The sequence below is a fragment of the Azospirillum sp. TSH20 genome, from assembly GCF_003115935.1.
In the GTDB taxonomy this organism is placed as follows: Bacteria; Pseudomonadota; Alphaproteobacteria; order Azospirillales; family Azospirillaceae; genus Azospirillum.
The window spans coordinates 167061-184922 of sequence record NZ_LGQU01000001.1 but is presented as its reverse complement, the minus strand read 5'-3'; the positions used below and the strand labels follow the sequence as shown (position 1 = coordinate 184922).

Below are 17862 nucleotides of genomic sequence, written 5' to 3'. Positions count from 1 at the left end.
CCCCATCAGCGCCCCCAACCCCGCCGCAGAAGTGGCGGTGCGCGGCCTGATCGCCGAATCCTGGCCGGCGCTGGAACGGCTGGGCCTCGCCCCCGGCGCCGATCCGGAGAAGTGGAGCTTCCACATCGACCCGCGCGATGCGGCGCGCGGCGCCCGCTTCGTCCAGGAGAACGCGCCGGAGCGCCACGACGTCAAGCGCGCGCTCTATGCCGCGCTTGAAGAGGTGCTGGACGACGACGCGATCGTCGCCTCCAGCACCTCCGGCCTGATCATGAGCGAGCTGCAGCAGGGGTGCCGCGTGCCGGGACGCTTCGCCGTCGGCCATCCCTTCAATCCGCCGCATTTGATCCCGCTGGTGGAGGTCGTCGGCGGCCGGGACACGACGGCCGGCACGGTCGAATGGCTGATCGCCTTCTACCGCGCAATCGGCAAACGCCCGATCCGCCTGAACCAGGAGGTGCCGGGCCATCTCGCCAACCGTCTCCAGGCGGCGCTCTGGCGCGAGGCGGTCCATGCGGTCGCCAGCGGGCTGGCCAGCGTGGAGGATGTGGACACCGCCATCGCGGAAGGGCCGGGCCTGCGCTGGGCGATCATGGGGCCGAACATGATCTTCAACCTCGCGGGCGGTGCGGGCGGCATGCCGCACTTCCTCGACCATATCGGCCCTGCGATGGAGGACTGGTGGCGGGATCTCGGCACCCCGGCGCTGACGCCGGAGCTGCGCGGGCAGCTGAACGCCGGCATGCGGGAGGCGCTGCACGGCCGGTCGCAGGCCGATCTGGCGCAGGAGCGCGACCAGCTGCTCCTGGCGCTGATCGAGACGCTCCAGCAGGAACGCCGGAGCCTGGGCACCGGCTCCTGACCGCATTCGACACCACGGAAAACAAAGGAGGAGACACCCGATGAAGCGCGCCGACAAGGTCATCATCACCTGTGCCGTGACCGGCTCGATCCACACACCGACCATGTCGCCCCATCTGCCGGTCACGCCGGACGAGATCGCCCGCGACGCCGTGGCGGCGGCGGAGGCCGGTGCGGCGATGCTCCATCTGCACGCCCGCGATCCGGATACCGGCAAACCCTCGCCCTCGCCCGCCCTGTTCATGGAGTTCCTGCCGCGCATCAAGCAGCAGACCGACGCCATCCTGAACATCACCACCGGCGGCGGGCTGGGCATGACGCTGGACGAGCGGCTGGCCGCGGCCAAGCGGGCGCAGCCGGAAGTGGCGTCGATGAACATGGGATCGATGAACTTCAACATCTCCGGCGCCGCGGCGAAGTTCGACAGCTTCAAGCACGACTGGGAGAAGCCCTATCTGGAGTCGACCACCGACTTCATCCTGTCCAACACCTTCGCCCAGATCGAACGCGGCATGCGCGAGCTGGGCGATGCCGGCACCCGGTTCGAGTTCGAGTGCTACGACGTTGGCCATCTCTACAATCTCGCGCATTTCGCCGATCGCGGCATCGTCAAGCCGCCCTTCTTCACGCAATGCATCTTCGGCATCCTCGGCGGCATCGGCCCCGATCCGGAAAACCTGATGCACATGAAGGCCACGGCCGACCGGCTGTTCGGCAACGACTATTACCTGTCGGTGCTGGCCGCCGGACGCCACCAGATGTCCTTCGTCACACTGAGCGCCATCCTCGGCGGCAACGTCCGCGTCGGTCTGGAGGACAGCCTCTATGCCGGACGCGGCAAGCTGGCGACCTCCAACGCCGAACAGGTCGCCAAGATCCGCCGCATCCTTGAAGAGTTGAGCCTGGAGATCGCCACGCCGGAGGAGGCGCGCGCGATGCTGCAGACCAAGGGCGGTGACAACGTCGCCTTCTGACCGTCCGAAAAAACAAACCAACAGGGAGGAAACATCCATGAAACGCTGGATTCTGGCTGCCGGTGTCTGTTCCGCCGCGCTGATCGCCGGGGCCGCTCACGCCCAAATCTCCGACGACAAGGTCAAGATCGCCGTCCTGAACGACATGACCGGCGTCTATGCCGACCCGACCGGCATGGGCTCGGTCGAGGCGGTGCGCATGGCTGTGGAGGAGATGGGCGGCAAGGTCGCCGGCAAGCCGGTCGAGGTGATCTTCGCCGACCACCAGAACAAGCCGGACATCGGCGCGGCGCTGGTCAACAAGTGGATCGACACCGAACAGGTGGACGTGATCGTCGACGTCCCCACCTCCTCCGTCGCGCTGGCGGTGCAGGACATCACCAAGCGCAAGAACCGCGTCTTCCTGATCTCCGGCGGCGGTGCCGCTCAGCTGACCGGGGAGGCCTGTTCGCCGACCACGGCGCACTGGACCTACGACACCTATGCGCTGGCCCAGGGCATGGGAAAGGCGGGTGTCAAGATCCTGGGCGACAGCTGGCACTTCCTGACCGTGGATTACGCCTTCGGGCATGCGCTGGAGCAGTCGCTGACCGAAGTGCTGAAGGCCAACGGCGCCAAGGTCACCGGCTCCGTCCGCCACCCGCTGAACACCGCCGACTTCTCCTCCTACCTGCTGCAGGCGCAGGGATCGGGGGCGAAAGTCATCGCACTCGCCAATGCCGGCGGTGACACCGCCAATTCGATCAAGCAGGCGCAGGAGTTCGGCCTGCCGCAGGGCGGGCAGACCTTGGCGAGCCTGCTGATGTTCCCCACCGACGTCCATTCCCTCGGTTTGCAGGCGGCGCAGGGGCTGGTGCTGATGGATGGCTGGAACGCCGACCGCGACGACGATGCCCGCGCCTTTGCCAAGGCCTATATGGCCAGGACCGGCAAGATGCCCAGCATGATCCAGGCCGGCAGCTATTCCGCCGTGCGCCACTACCTGAAGGCCATCGAGGCCGCCGGCACCGACGAGGCCAAGGCGGTGATGGTGAAGATGCGCGAGACGCCGGTGAACGACGCTTTCGCCAAGGGCGGCACGCTGCGCGCAGACGGCCGCATGGTCCACGACATGTACCTGATGCAGGTGAAGAGCCCGGCCGAATCCAAGGGACCGTGGGATTATTACAAGGTGCTGACCACCATTCCGGGCAACGAGGCCTACCGACCCATCGACAAGGGCGGTTGCCCGCTGTTGAAGTAATCCGGCCGGCTCCCCGGCCGCATTGGAAAACTGGCGCGGCTGGGGAGCGTTTTTTCGAGTTTTGGTGGGATGGACGCCGCGGTCGGCCGGCATGCATTCGAGATCAACGATCCGGGCGGGCAATATGCGTTGACGCCGCCCGTTCGCGCTCAGTCGGGTTCGAGCTGCTTCTGCGCCTTGGTCACGGCTTCATCGCACTTGATGGCATTGCCCTGCTGGTCAAAGCTCTTGGCTTGGTTGAGCGAGGCCTTGGCCTGCATAACACGATCGCCGGCGGCACCCGCGTTTTCGGCAGAGCGAACGGCGCCGGCTTCCTTATGCTCCTTTTGGTAGGGAACGGCGGGGGTACCGACTGGATCGTGCGTGTTCTCGGCATGAATAGCCTGACCCTCACGGGCACCAGCGACACCCTGGCCGGCGGAGGACGTGGAGATGGCGGATTCCGCCTTCTCAGCCAGCTTGGCCTCCAATGAGGTGATCCGCTCGGTGCAGGAGGCGGCGAGGGCCGGACTGCTCGCGAGGAGACCGGCGACCGCGGTCGCGAGAGTAAGGGCGAGCTTCATGACTGGTCTCCCTGCCGTCAGACGGCGAGCTGGTCGCGGATGGGGAACTGGCGAATACGCTTGCCGGTTGCTGCGAAGACGGCGTTGGCGATGGCCGGCATCACCGGCGGCAGGCCAGGCTCGCCGACGCCGCCCATAGGCAGGTTCGGGTTATTCGGCTTGACCAGATGGACGTGGATCTCTCGCGGGGACGTGTCCATGCGGACAAGCTCGTAACTGTCGAAATTGTTCTGCTGGGCGCGTCCATCCTTGAACGTGATCTCGGCCCGCCGGGCTTGGCCGAGGCCCATGATGATCGCTCCTTCCATTTGTGAGCGGATGCGCTCCGGGTTGACCTGCGGGCCGCAATCGATGGCGATGTCCACGCGGGGAACCGACAGGCGGCCACCGTCGCCCACAGCCACCTCGGCCGCTACGGCGACGTAGGAGACGAAGCTGTAATGAGCGGCGATGCCCAGGCCGCTGCCCTTCGAAACCGTCCGGCCCCAGTCGATGCCTTTCGCGGCGGTCTCGATCACCGTACGGAGGCGCCCCGTATCGATCGGATAGCGGTCGGGGTTCTCGCCGTAATTCCAGACGTCGCCCAGATCGGTCGGGTCGATCTTCTGCGGCTGTCCGATCAATTCCAGCAGGTAATCCTTGGGGTCACGGCCGGCTGCGTGGGCCAACTCCGCCACAAAGCATTGGATAGCAAGGGCGTGGGGGATGTTGGACACCGATCGATACCAGCCGATGCGGACATGGGCCGGCGCCTCCGGGTTTTCGGCACGGAAGTTGGCAATCGGGAAGGGCGTGTTGGTCAGACCCATACCGAGTTCGAAGGGCATCTCGTGCTTGGGGTCGGGCGCGAAGATCGAGCCGATCGTCGGAGCCACGCTACGGTGGAGCCAGGCGACAGGCCTGCCTTGCTCGTCCAGCCCGGCCTCCAGCCGCTCGATCGAAACGGTGTGGTAGTAGCTGTGGTGAAGGTCGTCCTCGCGCGTCCAGGTGACCTTCACGGGCGCGCCGTCCATGGCCTTGCTGAGGATGCCAGCCTCCAGCACATAGTCTGGTTTCGATTTCCGACCGAAGCCTCCGCCCAGCAGCGTGACGTTGACTTTGACCTTCTCCGGCTCCAGACCCAACCGCTTGGCGAGGCGCAGGCGGGTGACCTGTGGTGCCTGGGTGCAGGCCCAAACCTCGCAACGCCCGTCCACGATGCGGGCGACGGCCGCCGGGGGCTCCATCGGCGCCTGAGCGAGGTGGGGAATGTAATATTCGGCCTCGACGCGTTTGGTGGCCTTCGCCATCGCGCTGTCGAAGTCGCCCTGGGCGCGCACCAGCTTGCCCGGTTTGCGCGCAGCCTCTTCAAGCTGCTTGCGATAGCTGTCCGACGAATAGCCGGCGTTCGGTCCGTCGTCCCACTGGATCTTCAGCTTCTTGCGGCCCTGGATGGCCGCCCAGGTGTTGCGGGCGATGACGGCGATGCCGCCCAGGGGCTCGAACTCCGAGGGGATCTGCGGTGCATCGATGGCCACCACCTTCACCACCCCGGGCGTCTTCAAGGTCTCGCCCGCGTCATAACTCGACACTTTGCCGCCGAAGACCGGCGGGCGGGCGATCACGGCGCACAGCATGCCCTCCAGCCGGGTGTCGATGCCGTACATGGCCTTGCCGGTGGTGATGTCCCGGTTGTCCACCAGCCCGATCTTTTCCGTGCCGATGTAGCGGAACTCCTTCGGGTCCTTCAGCCGCACCGCGTCGGCCGCCGGAACCGGCAGGGCCGCGGCAGCCTCCGCCAGATCGCCGTATCCGACGGAGCGGCCGGAGGCAGCGTGGACGACCTTGTGGTTCTCGGCCCGGACCTCCGTGACCGGGACGCCCCACTGCTTGGCCGCCGCCTGCTCCAGCATGGCGCGGGCCGAGGCGCCGGCCCGGCGCATCGGCATGAAAAAGTGACGCAGGCTGCGCGAACCGTCGGTGTCCTGGTTGCCGAAGCGCTCCTCATCGCCGGGCGCCTGGGCGACCTTGACGCGCGCCCAGTCAGCCTCAAGCTCGTCGGCGATGGCCATGGCAATGGAGGTGCGGACACCCTGTCCCATTTCCGAGCGGTGGCAGGTGATCGTCACCACACCGTCTTTGGCGATGGAGACGAAGACATGCGGGTCGTCCTTCCAGCCGTGCGGCATGGCGTCGGCGCCGAACTTCTTCTTTTCCTCCGCACGCGACAGGACGGGCAGCCCGACCGCCAGCACGAAGGTGGCGGCACCCATGCCGCCGAGGAGCATGCGGCGGCTGACGTTTCTGAGGGAGAGATCGCCCATCACCCGGCCCTCCGTCCGGCGGACTGGCCCTGCGCCGCCTGCTTGATGGCGGCACGGATGCGCGTATAGGTGCCGCATCGGCAGAGATTGGCGCTCATCGTGCCATTGATGTCCTGGTCCGACGGGTTGGGAATGGCGGCCAGCAGGGCGGCAGCCTGCATGATCTGGCCGGCTTGGCAGTAGCCGCACTGCGCCACGTTCAACTCCCGCCAAGCCACTTGCACCGGGTGGTTGCCGTCGCTGGTCAGCCCCTCGATGGTCGTGATCTTCGTCCCATTCACCAAGCTCATGGGGGTGACGCAGGAGAAGGCGGGCTGCCCATCCACATGGATTGTGCAAGCACCGCACTGCGCCACGCCGCAGCCGAACTTGGTGCCCGTCAGGCCCAGTTCATCGCGCAGGTACCAAAGCAGTGGCATGTCCGGATCGCCATCAAACCGGTGTTCGATACCATTCACGCTCAAGGTCACCATGGAAGTTTGTCCTTTCCCGACGCATCCGGCTCGTCCCGCCCCCGCCATTGACGCGCAAGGGTAGCCACGCGCCTCAACAGCCGCGCGGTGGGAGAGTTTCCCCGGCTAGCCGCAATACCGTGTCGGTAAGGCTTACCTTGAACATTGCGGTTGTCGGGCCGGACGCCTGGTCGTTGGCAGTCCACCCACCGATTGAGAGCGTGTTTGTAGACGTCATGCGCTGAAGGCCTGGGGAGCGAGCCGCTTGAGGCGCCGTGCGAGGATTGAGACGAAGGCGATCTCGATGAAAGCGATGAGGGGCTCGGCCGTCCGCCCAAAGATCGTGCTCATTCGCCGATAGAAGCTGATCCAGGCGAACGACCGTTCCACCACCCAGGCGATTTCGGTCGGGAGGAACACCCCATCGCAGCCGCGGGCGATCGGTTGGTGCGGCTGTCGATCACCACCGTGCTCGGCTCCGGCGTGTCGCCCCAGACCACGTGCCACGTCCGCCGCAGCCGGTCGAGCAGCCGACGCCCCCCACCAAAAAACATGTTGAACGAAGCACTGATGATCAGTATGCTGTCTATCAGCACACTGATTAACTTCGACGGAGCGGGGAGATGACCGGCGGGCGCGGAGGCAGGCGGGGATTGCACGGTGTGCGGTTCGTGCTACGAAACACATCGCGCTATCGATTTGGAATAAGGCGGCAATGGGGGACTTCATGTTGCACGGCGACCTGCATCTCAAACCCGGCCATCTGATCCGCCGGGCGCAACAGATCGCGGTGTCGATCTTTCTTGATGAGTGCAAGGAATTCGACCTGACGCCGACGCAGTACGCGGTCCTGGCCGTGCTGCGGGAGAAATCGGACCTCGATCAGATCACCCTGGCGTCGCGGGCGGCCTTGGACCGGTCGACCATCGGCGGTCTGGTCGAACGGCTGGAGGAAAAGGGCTGGATCCGCCGGACGGCCGGGGTGGAGGATCGGCGACAGAAGCTGGTGTCCCTCACTGAAGCCGGGCAAGCCATGCTGGAAACGGTGGAACCATCGGTGGAGCGGGTGCAGCAACGCCTGCTGGAACCGCTGAACGGCGACGAGCGCGCCGTTTTCATGGCCTTGCTGGAACGCCTGGTGGACGAGAACAACGAAAGCAGCCGCGCTCCATTCAAGAAGTAAACGCAGCCCATTCTGGCAAGCTTGCCGGATGATTGTCTGAATCATGCGCCAGGATTTTGGTGCTCTTCCTTCATGTTCTTGTAGTTTCATTTGATAATTTCTCTGTTTTGAAATTTCCGGATTCCGAACACCCGCCCGCCGCTTGACGAAGCCGGCGAACGGCGCCCTGCACCCAAACTTTGCCAGAACCGGCTGTCGCCGGAATCGGAGGACTCTCCATGCTTGAACTCGGTCGCCTCGAAGACCTGCCGGAGGACTACCGCGCCGCCCTGACCGCGCAGAATCTGGTGCCGTTGTGGCCCAGCCTGCGGGCCGTCCTGCCGCCCGGCAAGCCAGCACGGCGGACCCAGCCGATCGCCTGGACGTATCGGGACCTGCGCCCACTGCTGCTCCGCGCCGGTGACCTGACGCCGATGGAAAAGGCGGAACGGCGCGTGCTGGTGATGGCCAATCCGGGGCATGGCCTGGAAAAGATGCAGGCGACGTCGACGATTTATCTCGGCATGCAACTTCTGCTGCCCGGCGAATGGGCGCCGGCCCACCGGCATACGCCGAACGCCGTGCGCATGATTGTCGAAGGCGAAGGCGCCTACACCACGGTGGACGGCGAGAAATGCCTGATGAACCGCGGCGACCTGATCCTGACCCCGACCGGCCTGTGGCACGAGCATGGCCATGACGGCGACAAGCCGGTGGTCTGGCTCGACGTGCTGGACCTGCCGATGGTCTATTACATGGAAGCTTCCTATGTCACCGAAGGCAACGCCCAGTCGGTAAATGGCGAGGCGGCCGAACGTGCCTACCAGCGCGGCGGCGTGGTTCCGTCACCCGTCTTCAGCCGGGCCGGAAAGCCCTTCCCGATGCTGCGCTACCCCTGGGCCGAGGTTCGCAAGGCGCTGCTGGCCCTGGCGGAGAGCCAACCCGGCATCGATGCGGTACAGGTCGCCTACATCAACCCGGAGACCGGTGCCGACTGCCAGAAACTTCTCGGTTTCTCGGCCTTGATGCTGCGTCCGGGCGAGCGGCTCGACCTGCCGGCCCGGTCCACCGCCATGGTCTTCCACCTGATCGAGGGCGCCGCTGGCGTCACACTGGACGGCAACCACCTCGCCCTGGCCGAGGCCGACACCTGCTGCGTGCCCGGCTACGAGCCGGTGAACCTGCGCAATCAGTCCGCCGAGCAACCCGCCTTCCTCTTCATCGCCGACGACGCGCCGCTTCAGAAGAAGCTGGGCCTCTACGAAGTCCGCACCTGAATCAAAGAAAAGAGACGAGACATGTCTGACGCCAAATATCTTTGGACGCCCCCACCGGTCGCCTCGTTGCCGGTACGGGGCGGCGACGCGCGTTTCCCGGTGAAGCGGATCTTCTGCGTCGGCCGCAACTATCACGCCCACGCCATCGAAATGAACCGTCCGGTCGACAAGGCGTCGTCCAAACCCTTCTACTTTCTGAAGGACCCGTCGACGCTGGTGCCGTCCGGCACGACCGTCCCGTACCCGGCCGGAACCACCAACTACCAGTATGAGATGGAGCTGGTCGTCGCCATCGGCGCCGAGGGGTTCCGTGTCACCCACTCCGACGCCGGACGCCTGATCTACGGCTATTGCGCCGGGCTCGACATGACCCGCCGCGATCTGCAACTGGTGGCTCGCGACCAGGGACGGCCATGGGATCTGGGGAAGAATTTTGAAAACTCCACGGTGTGCGGGGCGATCGTTCCGCAGGGCGATCTCGGCGTTCTGAAGACCGGCGCGATCAGCCTTCAGGTTAATGGCGAGCAGAAGCAGAGCGCCGATCTTAGTCAGCTGATCTGGGATATCCCCGAGCTGCTGGCCGATCTTTCGCACTATTACCACCTGCAGCCCGGCGACCTGATCCTTACCGGAACACCGGAGGGGGTCGGTCCGGTCAAACCCGGTGACCGCCTCATTGGCCATATCGAGAAGGTCGGCGACATCGCCCTCACCATCGGCGATGCCGAATAGCGCCCCGACATCCCACCGTTTCGAAAATCCGAGGAAGAGATGACTGAAGAACTTCCCGTGCTGGTCGCCGGCGGCGGTATCGGCGGCCTTGCGGCGGCACTTGCCCTGGTGCGCCGCGGCTTCAAGGTCCAGGTGTTCGAGCAGGCCCCCGAGATCGGCGAGATCGGCGCAGGCATCCAGCTCGGCCCGAACGCCTTCCATGCCTTCGACGCGCTGGGTGTCGGCGATAAGACCCGCAGCCGTGCCGTCTTCACCGACTACATGGTGATGCACGACGCCATCGACGAATACCAGGTCGGCAAGGTCCCGACCGGCGAGGCGTTCCGCCAGCGCTTCGGCAACCCTTATGCCGTCATCCACCGGGTCGACGTGCATCTGTCGCTGCTGGAGGGCGCGCAGGAGACCGGCCGGGTCGAGTTCCGCACCAACACCCGGATCGAGCGCATCGAGCAGGACGACACCAGCGTCACCGTTTATGACCAGAACGGCAACGCCTACAAGGGCGTGGCCCTGACCGGCGCGGACGGCGTGCGGTCTGTGGTGCGCCAGCAGTATGTGAACGACCCGCCGCGCGTCACCGGCCATGTCGTCTACCGCGCGGTGATCGACAAGTCGGAGTTCCCCGACGAGCTGAAATGGAACGCGGCCAGCATTTGGGTCGGTCCCAACTGCCATCTGGTGCATTACCCGCTGCGCGGCGGCGAGCAGTACAACGTCGTCGTCACCTTCCACAGCCGCGACAAGGAAGAGTGGGGAGTCACCGAGGGCAGCCCGGAGGAGGTCCGCAGCTATTTCCAGGACATCTGTCCGAAGGCCCGCCAGCTGATCGACCTGCCAAAGCAGTGGAAGCGCTGGGCCACCGCCGACCGCGAACCGATCCCGCAATGGACCTTCGGCCGAGTCACGCTGTTGGGCGACGCCGCCCACCCGACGACGCAGTACATGGCCCAGGGCGCATGCATGGCGCTGGAGGACGCGGTGACGCTGGGCGAGGCCCTGCGGGTCACCGGCAACGACTGGCCCAAGGCGCTGGATCTGTACCAGCGGTCGCGCATCACCCGCACCGCGCGGATCGTGCTCTCCGGCCGCGAGATGGGGAGAATCTACCACGCCAAGGGCGTCGAGCGTCTGGTCCGCAACTCGCTGTGGAAGGGCCGCCCGAGCGAGCGCTTCTACGACGCGATGGAATGGCTGTACGGCTGGAACGTCGGCAATTGCCTGGCCCAGGGCTGAAGGGTCCAAGGCTATGATGCAGCTCTACAACTTCTTTCGCAGCGGAACGTCGCATCGCCTGCGCATCGCGCTGAACCTGAAGGGGCTCGACGTCGAGTACGTTGCAGTCGACCTGCGCACCGAAGCGCATAGCGGCACCGCTTTCCAGGCGATCAACCCACAGGGGCTGGTGCCGGTGTTGGCCGTCGATGGAGAAAAGGGCGCCCACGCGCTGACCCAATCCCCGGCGATCATTGAATGGCTGGAGGAGCGCTACCCAACACCGCCCCTGCTTCCCGCCGATCCTGATGCGCGGGCGCGGGTGCGGGCGCTGGCCGCCCTGGTCGGCTGCGACATCCACCCGTTGAACAACCGCCGCGTCCTTGAATATCTGCGCAGGTCGCTGGGCTGTGGCGAGGCGGCGGTGCTCGCCTGGTGCGCCACCTGGATCGACGCCGGCTTCCAGGCGCTGGAGACGATGCTCACCACCGACACGCGGCGGGGCGCCTTCTGCTTCGGCGACGCGCCCACGATCGCCGACGTCTATCTGGTCCCGCAGATCGAGAGCGCGCGGCGGTTCAACGTCGACCTGACGCCCTACCCCACACTGGTGGCGATCGACCGCGCCTGCGCCACGCTTGATGCCTTCCGCCGCGCCGCACCTGCGAACCAACCCGACGCAGCCTGACCGTCACACCGAACCGCCACACAACACCGAAGAGAAAAAAGGGAGGGAAGAATGCAACCGAGGACGTCCATCGCGTGGGTGACCGCCGCGCTCGCCGCCTCTGCCCTGTCGCTCGCCGCCCACAGCGCCCGGGCCGCGGATCCGCTTAAGGTCGGGCTGGTCCTGCCGATGTCCGGGCCCTTCGCCTCCTACGGCAAGCAGATCGAGCATGGCGCCCGCCTCTACCTCCAGCAGTCCGGCGGAACCATCGCCGGCCGCCCGGTGGAACTGATCGTCAAGGACGACACCGGCGTCGCTCCGGAAATCAGCAAGCGCGCGGCGCAGGAACTGGTGGTCAAGGACAAGGTTGACGTGCTGGGCGGCTTCGGCCTGACGCCGTCGGCCTTTGCCGCCGCGCCGATCGCCACCGAGGCGAAGAGGCCGATGATCGTGATGAACGCGGCCGCATCGGCGATCACCACCAAATCCAACTACGTCCTGCGCGTCTCGCACACGCTGCCGCAGCTGACCGCCCCCATCGCCGACTGGGCGGTGAAGAACGGCATCCGCAAGGTCTATACGCTGGTCGCCGATTTCGGCCCCGGCCACGATGCAGAGACGCAGTTCAAGAAGACCTTCACCGCCGGCGGCGGCGAGATCGTCGGCGAGGTGCGCACCCCGGTGAAGAACCCGGACTTCGCGCCCTTCCTGCAAAAGATCAAGGACATCAAACCGGACGCGGTGTTCCTGTTCGTGCCGCCCGGCGAGCAGACGGTCGCCTTCATGAAGGGCTTCGTCGAGCGCGACCTCGCCAAGGCCGGTATCCGCATCGTGGCCACCGGGGACCTGACGGAGGAGGACATCCTCGACGCCGTCGGCGACAATGCGTTGGGGCTGATCACCTCGCTGCAATATTCGGAAGTCCACAACTCGCCGGAGAACGCCGCCTACACGCGGGCCTATTACGCTGCCTATCCGAAGGACCGCCCCAACTACATGTCGGTGAGCGGATTCGACGGCATGCAGTTGATCGCCCGCACGTTGGAGAAGACCGGCGGCGACGTCACCGGCGACAAATTCATGGCGGCCGCCCGCGGCATGGGCTGGACCAGTCCGCGCGGCTCCATCGCCATCGATCCGGATACCCGCGACATTGTCCAGACCATCTACATCCGCAAGGTAGAGCGCGTCGACGGCAAGCTTCAGAACGTCGAGTTCGACGCCGTCGCCAACGTCCGCGATCCGGGCAAGCCTTAACCGCGCGCCGCGGTCCCGGGTGCCCCCGCCCGGGACCGCAACCTTCCGCTTTTTACAGCGTCCTTTTGAACCGCCCTTTCGCACCGTCGACAAAGGAGCTTGCCATGACCGTCCTCTTCGACGGTGTCGCCTCGGGGATGTTGCTGTTTCTCATCAGCGTCGGTCTGTCGGTCACGCTGGGGCTGATGAATTTCGTCAATCTGGCACATGGCGCCTTTGCCATGGTCGGCGGCTATCTGTGCGTCCTGCTGCTGAACCGCGTCGGCGTGCCGTTCCTGGCCGCGCTGCCGCTGGCTGCCGCCCTGACCGCCCTGGTCGGGGTGGTGCTGGAACGCACGTTGTACCGCCGGCTGTACACGGCAACCCATCTCGATCAGGTGCTGTTCTCGATCGGTCTGGTCTTCATGTCGATCGCGGCGGCCCAGTTCCTCTTCGGTGCACAGCAGCAACCCCTGACCCTGCCGGATTTCCTGCGCGGCCAGATCAGCCTGCCGGGACTGGACATGGGCGCCTACCGCCTGTTTCTGATCCTGCTCAGCCTGGTGATCGCCTTTGGCCTGCAGCGTCTGGTCGGCGGCACCCGGTTCGGGGCGGAGCTGCGGGCATCGGTTGACAACCCGCGGGCGGCGCGCGGCGTGGGCATCAATGTCGAGCGCGTCTTTACTCTGACCTTCGCCCTGGGAACGGCGCTGGCCGGGCTGGGCGGCGCGCTGGGAGTCGAGATGCTCGGCCTCGATCCCGGCTTTCCGGTCAAATACATCGTCTATTTCCTGATCGTCGTCGCCGTCGGCGGCAGCGGCAACATCACCGGGTCGCTGGTCGCCTCGCTCATTCTCGGCGTGCTCGACGTCGCCGGAAAATACTACGTCCCGCAGATCGGCGCCTTCGTCATCTACGCCGTCATGGTGGTGATGCTGATCTTCCGCCCGCAAGGGTTGTTCGGGCGCCGCGCGGCGCGCTAGAGGACAAGAGCATGAGTCTCGCAACCTTCGATCTGACCCCGCTCCGCCGCGCCAACCGCTGGCATCCGGCGGAACTGGCCTTCTGGCTGCTGCCGGTCGCCGCCTATCTGGTCTTTCCCGACAATCTGGTCCTGCTGACCCAGATCGCCATCACCGCGCTGTTCTGCCTGTCGCTCGATCTGATCCTCGGCTATGCCGGCATTGTTTCGCTCGGCCACGCCGCCTTCTTCGGGTTTGGCGCCTACGCGGCCGGGCTGCTGGCCGCCAACGGCATCGGCGATCCGCTGGTCGGTCTGGTGGTGGCCGCACTGGCGAGCGCCGCGCTCGGCTTCGTCACCAGCTTCCTGGTGCTGCGCGGTTCCGATCTGACCCGACTGATGGTGACGCTGGGCATCGCGATGATGCTGTACGAGGTCGCCAACAAGCTGACCGACCTCACCGGCGGGGTCGACGGGCTGCAGGGCATCGAGATGACGCCGCTGCTCGGCCGGTTCACTTTCGACCTCTACGGCAAGACCGCCTATTGGTACGCGGTCGCCGTCCTGTTCGTGCTGTTCTGGGCGGCGCGCAAGCTGGTGCACAGCCCCTTCGGACTGAGCCTGAAGGGCATCCGCCTGAACGTCGCGCGCATGCCGGCCATCGGGGCGCCGGTCAACGCCCGGCTGTCCGCCATCTACACCATCGGCGCCGCCTATGCCGGGATCGCCGGGGCGCTGCTGGCCCAGACGACGCAGTTCGTCGCCTTGGACGTCCTGTCCTTCAACCGGTCGGCCGAGCTGATGCTGATCCTGGTTCTCGGCGGGTCGGGATCGCTCTACGGCGCTGTGATCGGGGCCATCGTCTTCATGTCGGCCCACCATGTGCTGTCCGACATGAACCCGGAATACTGGCAGTTCTGGCTGGGCGCCCTTCTGGTGGTGGTCGTTCTCTTCGCGCGGGACGGGGTGATGGGTGGCTTGCGCCGGCTGAGCCATGCGGCCGGCGGCCTCCGGACGGGAGCACGGTGATGGATTACGCTCTGCAGACACGCAATCTCGCCAAGAATTTCGGCGGCTTCACCGCCACCAACCATGTCAGCCTGAATGTCGAGGCCGGCGCGCGCCACGCGCTGATCGGCCCGAACGGCGCCGGCAAGACCACGCTCATCAACCTGCTCACCGGCTTTCTGGAGCCGACGGCCGGCCATGTCATTCTTCAGGGCGAGGATGTGACACGGCTGGGCCAGCACCAGCGGGTCAAGCGCGGTCTGGCGCGGACCTTCCAGATCAACCGTCTGTTCGCCGACTTGACCGTACTGGAATCGGTGACCATGGCGGTCAACGAGCGGCTGGGGCTGGGTGCCCGCTTCTGGAAGCCGGTCGGTGCCCATGGCCAGGCAGTGGACGAGGCGGTGGCATTGCTGGACAGCCTGCGCCTGCTCGACGTCGCCCACGAGAAGACGCGCAGCCTTGCCTACGGCAAGCAGCGGCTGATCGAGATCGCGCTGGCGCTGGCGATGAAGCCGCGCGTCCTGCTGCTGGACGAGCCGGCGGCTGGCGTGCCGACCACCGAAAGCCGCGAACTGTTCGAATCCATCGCCGCCCTGCCGCGCGACGTGACCATTCTGCTGATCGAGCACGACATGGATCTCGTGTTCCGCTTCGCCGACCGAATCTCGGTCCTGGTCGGCGGCGCGCTGCTGACCCACGGCACGCCCGAGGTGATCGCCAACGATCCCAAGGTCCGCGAAGTCTATCTGGGGGAGGCGATCTGTGCCTGAGCTTCTGACGCTGGAGAATGTCTGGGCCGGCTATGGCGACGCCGTGGTGCTGGAGGACATCTCCCTGACGCTGGGGGAAGGCGACAGCCTGTCCCTTCTTGGCCGCAACGGCATGGGCAAGACGACGCTGCTCTCCACCCTGATGGGGGCGGCCCGGCACCGGTCCGGATCGATGCGCTTGGCCGGCCGTGACCTGACCCGGGTTCCGGCCCACGCCCGCGCCCATAGCGGGCTCGGCTGGGTGCCGCAGGAACGCGACATCTTTCCCTCCCTGACGGTGGAGGAGAACCTGACCGTTGTGGCGACCCACGGACCCTGGACCCTGCAGCGGGTCTACGAAATGTTCCCCCGCCTGAAGGAGCGTCGCGGCAATATGGGCAACCAGTTGTCAGGCGGCGAGCAACAGATGCTGGCGATGGGCCGTGCGCTGATGCTGAACCCCAAAATTCTGCTGCTGGACGAGCCAATGGAAGGGCTGGCGCCGCTGATCGTGCAGGAGTTGATGACGATCATCCAGCGCCTGACCGAGGACAGCGGCATGGCGATCATCCTGGTCGAGCAGCACGCCCGCCAGATCCTGCCGCTGACCCGACAGGCGCTGGTGCTGGAACGCGGCAAGGCCGTCTACCGCGGGGAGAGCGAAACTCTGCTCAACGACCGTGCGCTGCTGGACGGCTGGCTCGGCGTCGTGGCGCACTGACCAACAGGAAGACCGTCATGAAAGCGATTGACATCATCCACGCCGAACACCGCGCGCTCGGCGCCGTGCTCCAGGCGTTCGGCTTCATCCTCGACGAGGTGCGTGACGGCCGGCTGAAGCCCGATTTCGCGCTGCTGGAAGCGATGATCGAATACATCACCGAGGTCCCCGACAAGCTGCACCACCCCAAGGAGGACGACGTCCTGTTCGTCGTCCTGCGGGCGCGCATTCCGCAGGCGGGCGCGTTGATCGACAAGCTCCAGCACGACCATGTCGAGGGCAACCGGCACATCGCGGAACTGCGCGACGCGCTGCGCCGCTACCGGGAGGAGGGACCGGACGGCTTCCGGACGTTCGAGGGGACGGCCCGCGCCTATATTGCCAACAGCTGGGGCCATGTCGGGCTGGAGGAGCGCGAGCTTCTGCCGCTGGCCCGCAAGGGATTGAGTGAGGGGGAATGGGCCAACATCGACGCCGCATTTGAAGCCAACAAGGATCCCTGGTCCGGCCCGACCGGGGAGTTCCGCTCGCTGTTCACCCGCATCGTGTCGATGGTTCCCGCTCCCCACGGCCTTGGGCCGTCTGCAGGCTCCGACACATAAAATCGGGAAAATGGGTTTCGGCCGGCGGCAGCGTCATGGCAGGAAAGGGCAAGCCGGTGGGTGCTGCCTCCAGGACATGGAGCAGCACAAAGCCCGGCGCCTATCCCTCGGCCCTTACGGCGGTGTTCGGGGATGCCGTCGAGCACCGCACCTCAAAATTCAAGAACAACTATTTGGAGCAAGATCACCGGGTCGTGTCCCCTGCCCTGTCAGCGTTTCCGGTGCCACCGACGCGGACGTCCGAGCGCGACGACCGAGTTCCATACCCTTTGCCATTTTGGATCGAGCCGCCGCGTAGGCGGGGGCTGCCATCGAGGACTCCTGCGGCAGCCGCCATTTCCCCCTGTATTGGTCGAGAGATCGTGCTCGCGACCTAAGTGACGCTTCAGCATGCTGCTGCGCTTACCGCATTCCAGGCAGAAAATCGCCTTTGGGATTACCGACCGACGGAACGGAACCGCTGGCAACAGTCGTTTTTCCTCGGTCAGCGCCTGCTGTCCAGCCTGCGACAGCGCGGTGTGAACGGGCCGAATCAAGTCAGGGTAGAGAGAGGAGGGCGCCGGCTATCCACGCGGAGAGGACACGTTTATTTTCTTCGTAAAGGAGATGAGTTTTGCCAAGTCCATACTATCAATCATTGAATGCACTCCATCGATCCCACAGCATCAGGCGAAGGCACAGATCCTCGAGCATCGATTCAAGTCATCTGCGACGTCTGCTTAATTACTGATATATATCATAGCTCTACTAACACGCCAAGGGTGTTGATCAAAGAATGATAGGATAATTCCGTGATTTATTTGTAGAAAAGCATGTCGCGGAGTGACTATAATTCTGTTTACATGCGAGGGCTCTTCAACGATGACCGTTCACCGTCCACCAAGTCCGGCTTTTGATCCGTTCGCCCGTCCTGATGGGAGCTGCCTCGGCCGCCGTCCAGAGGAGGACGAACCACCTGAGCCTGCCAAAACAACCGGCCGCGGAACCCCGCCCACAGGTCCAGCCGAGCCAATGAAATCTGGACGGCCTGAAAGCGGATGATCGCTTGGGTCTAAAGGCCACCAGAACGACGGGAAACGAGCGGATGGCCGAGCCCCTTGTCGCTTTCATCGAGATCGCCTTCGTCTCAATCCTCG

The 17862-nt window shown here is 65.4% G+C and carries 18 protein-coding genes; 14 read left to right on the top strand and 4 right to left on the bottom strand.

The window, feature by feature from the left end; all coding sequences use genetic code 11:
* The 3 genes from TSH20_RS00860 to TSH20_RS00850 form a co-directional block, all read left to right on the top strand.
* The coding region (locus TSH20_RS00860) for a 3-hydroxyacyl-CoA dehydrogenase NAD-binding domain-containing protein (RefSeq protein ID WP_146207467.1) at positions 1-862 on the top strand (862 nt) is incomplete at its 5' end.
* A 40-nt stretch (positions 863-902) separates the two neighbouring features.
* On the top strand, positions 903-1835 hold the full coding sequence (locus tag TSH20_RS00855) for a 3-keto-5-aminohexanoate cleavage protein (protein WP_109072930.1): 933 nt from the start codon (positions 903-905) through the stop codon (positions 1833-1835).
* Between the two features lie 37 nt (positions 1836-1872).
* Positions 1873-3078: an ABC transporter substrate-binding protein gene (locus tag TSH20_RS00850; RefSeq protein ID WP_109072929.1), complete on the top strand. Its 1206-nt coding sequence runs from the start codon at positions 1873-1875 to the stop codon at positions 3076-3078.
* Between the two features lie 149 nt (positions 3079-3227).
* Here the strand turns inward: TSH20_RS00850 and TSH20_RS00845 are convergent, their stop codons facing one another.
* The 4 genes from TSH20_RS00845 to TSH20_RS34845 form a co-directional block, all read right to left on the bottom strand.
* The gene (locus TSH20_RS00845) at positions 3228-3641 is read right to left on the bottom strand and encodes a hypothetical protein (RefSeq protein WP_109072928.1); all 414 of its coding nucleotides are present in this window, start codon (positions 3639-3641) and stop codon (positions 3228-3230) included.
* Between the two features lie 17 nt (positions 3642-3658).
* A complete protein-coding gene (locus tag TSH20_RS00840) occupies positions 3659-5944 on the bottom strand; it encodes a xanthine dehydrogenase family protein molybdopterin-binding subunit (protein WP_109072927.1) in 2286 nt (761 codons plus the stop codon).
* Entirely contained in the window at positions 5944-6417 is a 474-nt protein-coding gene (locus TSH20_RS00835) for a (2Fe-2S)-binding protein (RefSeq protein WP_109072926.1), read from the bottom strand. Before TSH20_RS00835 ends, TSH20_RS00840 begins: the two co-directional genes overlap by 1 nt.
* 213 nt (positions 6418-6630) lie before the next feature.
* A complete protein-coding gene (locus TSH20_RS34845) occupies positions 6631-6903 on the bottom strand; it encodes a transposase (protein ID WP_158281933.1) in 273 nt (90 codons plus the stop codon).
* 208 nt (positions 6904-7111) lie between these two features.
* Here TSH20_RS34845 and TSH20_RS00825 point away from each other — a divergent pair, with 208 nt between their 5' ends.
* The 11 genes from TSH20_RS00825 to TSH20_RS00775 all read left to right on the top strand — a co-directional run bounded on the left by TSH20_RS00825 (position 7112) and on the right by TSH20_RS00775 (position 16726).
* On the top strand, positions 7112-7579 hold the full coding sequence (locus tag TSH20_RS00825) for a MarR family transcriptional regulator (protein WP_109072924.1): 468 nt from the start codon (positions 7112-7114) through the stop codon (positions 7577-7579).
* Between the two features lie 218 nt (positions 7580-7797).
* Positions 7798-8835: a cupin domain-containing protein gene (locus tag TSH20_RS00820; RefSeq protein WP_109072923.1), complete on the top strand. Its 1038-nt coding sequence runs from the start codon at positions 7798-7800 to the stop codon at positions 8833-8835.
* 21 nt (positions 8836-8856) lie between these two features.
* Positions 8857-9567, top strand: coding sequence for a fumarylacetoacetate hydrolase family protein (locus tag TSH20_RS00815; RefSeq protein ID WP_109072922.1), 711 nt, complete (start codon positions 8857-8859; stop codon positions 9565-9567).
* A 39-nt stretch (positions 9568-9606) separates the two neighbouring features.
* Positions 9607-10800 (top strand): 3-hydroxybenzoate 6-monooxygenase, encoded by a 1194-nt coding sequence (locus tag TSH20_RS00810; RefSeq protein ID WP_109072921.1) that lies wholly within the window; start codon positions 9607-9609, stop codon positions 10798-10800.
* 13 nt (positions 10801-10813) lie between these two features.
* The gene (gene maiA / locus TSH20_RS00805) at positions 10814-11467 is read left to right on the top strand and encodes a maleylacetoacetate isomerase (RefSeq protein WP_109072920.1); all 654 of its coding nucleotides are present in this window, start codon (positions 10814-10816) and stop codon (positions 11465-11467) included.
* 51 nt (positions 11468-11518) lie between these two features.
* Positions 11519-12703 (top strand): ABC transporter substrate-binding protein, encoded by a 1185-nt coding sequence (locus TSH20_RS00800; RefSeq protein ID WP_109072919.1) that lies wholly within the window; start codon positions 11519-11521, stop codon positions 12701-12703.
* Between the two features lie 104 nt (positions 12704-12807).
* Entirely contained in the window at positions 12808-13665 is an 858-nt protein-coding gene (locus TSH20_RS00795) for a branched-chain amino acid ABC transporter permease (RefSeq protein ID WP_109072918.1), read from the top strand.
* 11 nt (positions 13666-13676) lie between these two features.
* Complete coding sequence (locus TSH20_RS00790) at positions 13677-14672, top strand: branched-chain amino acid ABC transporter permease (RefSeq protein ID WP_109072917.1); 996 nt, start codon at positions 13677-13679, stop codon at positions 14670-14672.
* Positions 14672-15424, top strand: coding sequence for an ABC transporter ATP-binding protein (locus tag TSH20_RS00785; protein WP_109072916.1), 753 nt, complete (start codon positions 14672-14674; stop codon positions 15422-15424). Before TSH20_RS00790 ends, TSH20_RS00785 begins: the two co-directional genes overlap by 1 nt.
* The gene (locus TSH20_RS00780; protein WP_109072915.1) at positions 15417-16124 is read left to right on the top strand and encodes an ABC transporter ATP-binding protein; all 708 of its coding nucleotides are present in this window, start codon (positions 15417-15419) and stop codon (positions 16122-16124) included. The genes TSH20_RS00785 and TSH20_RS00780 overlap by 8 nt, the downstream gene beginning before the upstream one ends.
* Positions 16125-16141: 17 nt before the next feature.
* Complete coding sequence (locus tag TSH20_RS00775; protein ID WP_109072914.1) at positions 16142-16726, top strand: hemerythrin domain-containing protein; 585 nt, start codon at positions 16142-16144, stop codon at positions 16724-16726.
* Positions 16727-17862: the final 1136 nt, after the last annotated feature.

What these genes read in the sequence shown, in the direction of transcription:
- TSH20_RS00825 (WP_109072924.1), top strand. Translation starts at nt 7,112, where the DNA reads ATGGGGGACTTCATGTTGCACGGCGACCTGCATCTCAAACCCGGCCAT.
- TSH20_RS00855 (WP_109072930.1), top strand. Translation starts at nt 903, where the DNA reads ATGAAGCGCGCCGACAAGGTCATCATCACCTGTGCCGTGACCGGCTCG.
- TSH20_RS00850 (WP_109072929.1), top strand. Translation starts at nt 1,873, where the DNA reads ATGAAACGCTGGATTCTGGCTGCCGGTGTCTGTTCCGCCGCGCTGATC.
- TSH20_RS00775 (WP_109072914.1), top strand. Translation starts at nt 16,142, where the DNA reads ATGAAAGCGATTGACATCATCCACGCCGAACACCGCGCGCTCGGCGCC.
- maiA (WP_109072920.1), top strand. Translation starts at nt 10,814, where the DNA reads ATGATGCAGCTCTACAACTTCTTTCGCAGCGGAACGTCGCATCGCCTG.
- TSH20_RS00820 (WP_109072923.1), top strand. Translation starts at nt 7,798, where the DNA reads ATGCTTGAACTCGGTCGCCTCGAAGACCTGCCGGAGGACTACCGCGCC.
- TSH20_RS00810 (WP_109072921.1), top strand. Translation starts at nt 9,607, where the DNA reads ATGACTGAAGAACTTCCCGTGCTGGTCGCCGGCGGCGGTATCGGCGGC.
- TSH20_RS00835 (WP_109072926.1), bottom strand. Translation starts at nt 6,417, where the DNA reads ATGGTGACCTTGAGCGTGAATGGTATCGAACACCGGTTTGATGGCGAT.
- TSH20_RS00800 (WP_109072919.1), top strand. Translation starts at nt 11,519, where the DNA reads ATGCAACCGAGGACGTCCATCGCGTGGGTGACCGCCGCGCTCGCCGCC.
- TSH20_RS00815 (WP_109072922.1), top strand. Translation starts at nt 8,857, where the DNA reads ATGTCTGACGCCAAATATCTTTGGACGCCCCCACCGGTCGCCTCGTTG.
- TSH20_RS00840 (WP_109072927.1), bottom strand. Translation starts at nt 5,944, where the DNA reads ATGGGCGATCTCTCCCTCAGAAACGTCAGCCGCCGCATGCTCCTCGGC.
- TSH20_RS00845 (WP_109072928.1), bottom strand. Translation starts at nt 3,641, where the DNA reads ATGAAGCTCGCCCTTACTCTCGCGACCGCGGTCGCCGGTCTCCTCGCG.
- TSH20_RS00785 (WP_109072916.1), top strand. Translation starts at nt 14,672, where the DNA reads ATGGATTACGCTCTGCAGACACGCAATCTCGCCAAGAATTTCGGCGGC.
- TSH20_RS00790 (WP_109072917.1), top strand. Translation starts at nt 13,677, where the DNA reads ATGAGTCTCGCAACCTTCGATCTGACCCCGCTCCGCCGCGCCAACCGC.
- TSH20_RS00795 (WP_109072918.1), top strand. Translation starts at nt 12,808, where the DNA reads ATGACCGTCCTCTTCGACGGTGTCGCCTCGGGGATGTTGCTGTTTCTC.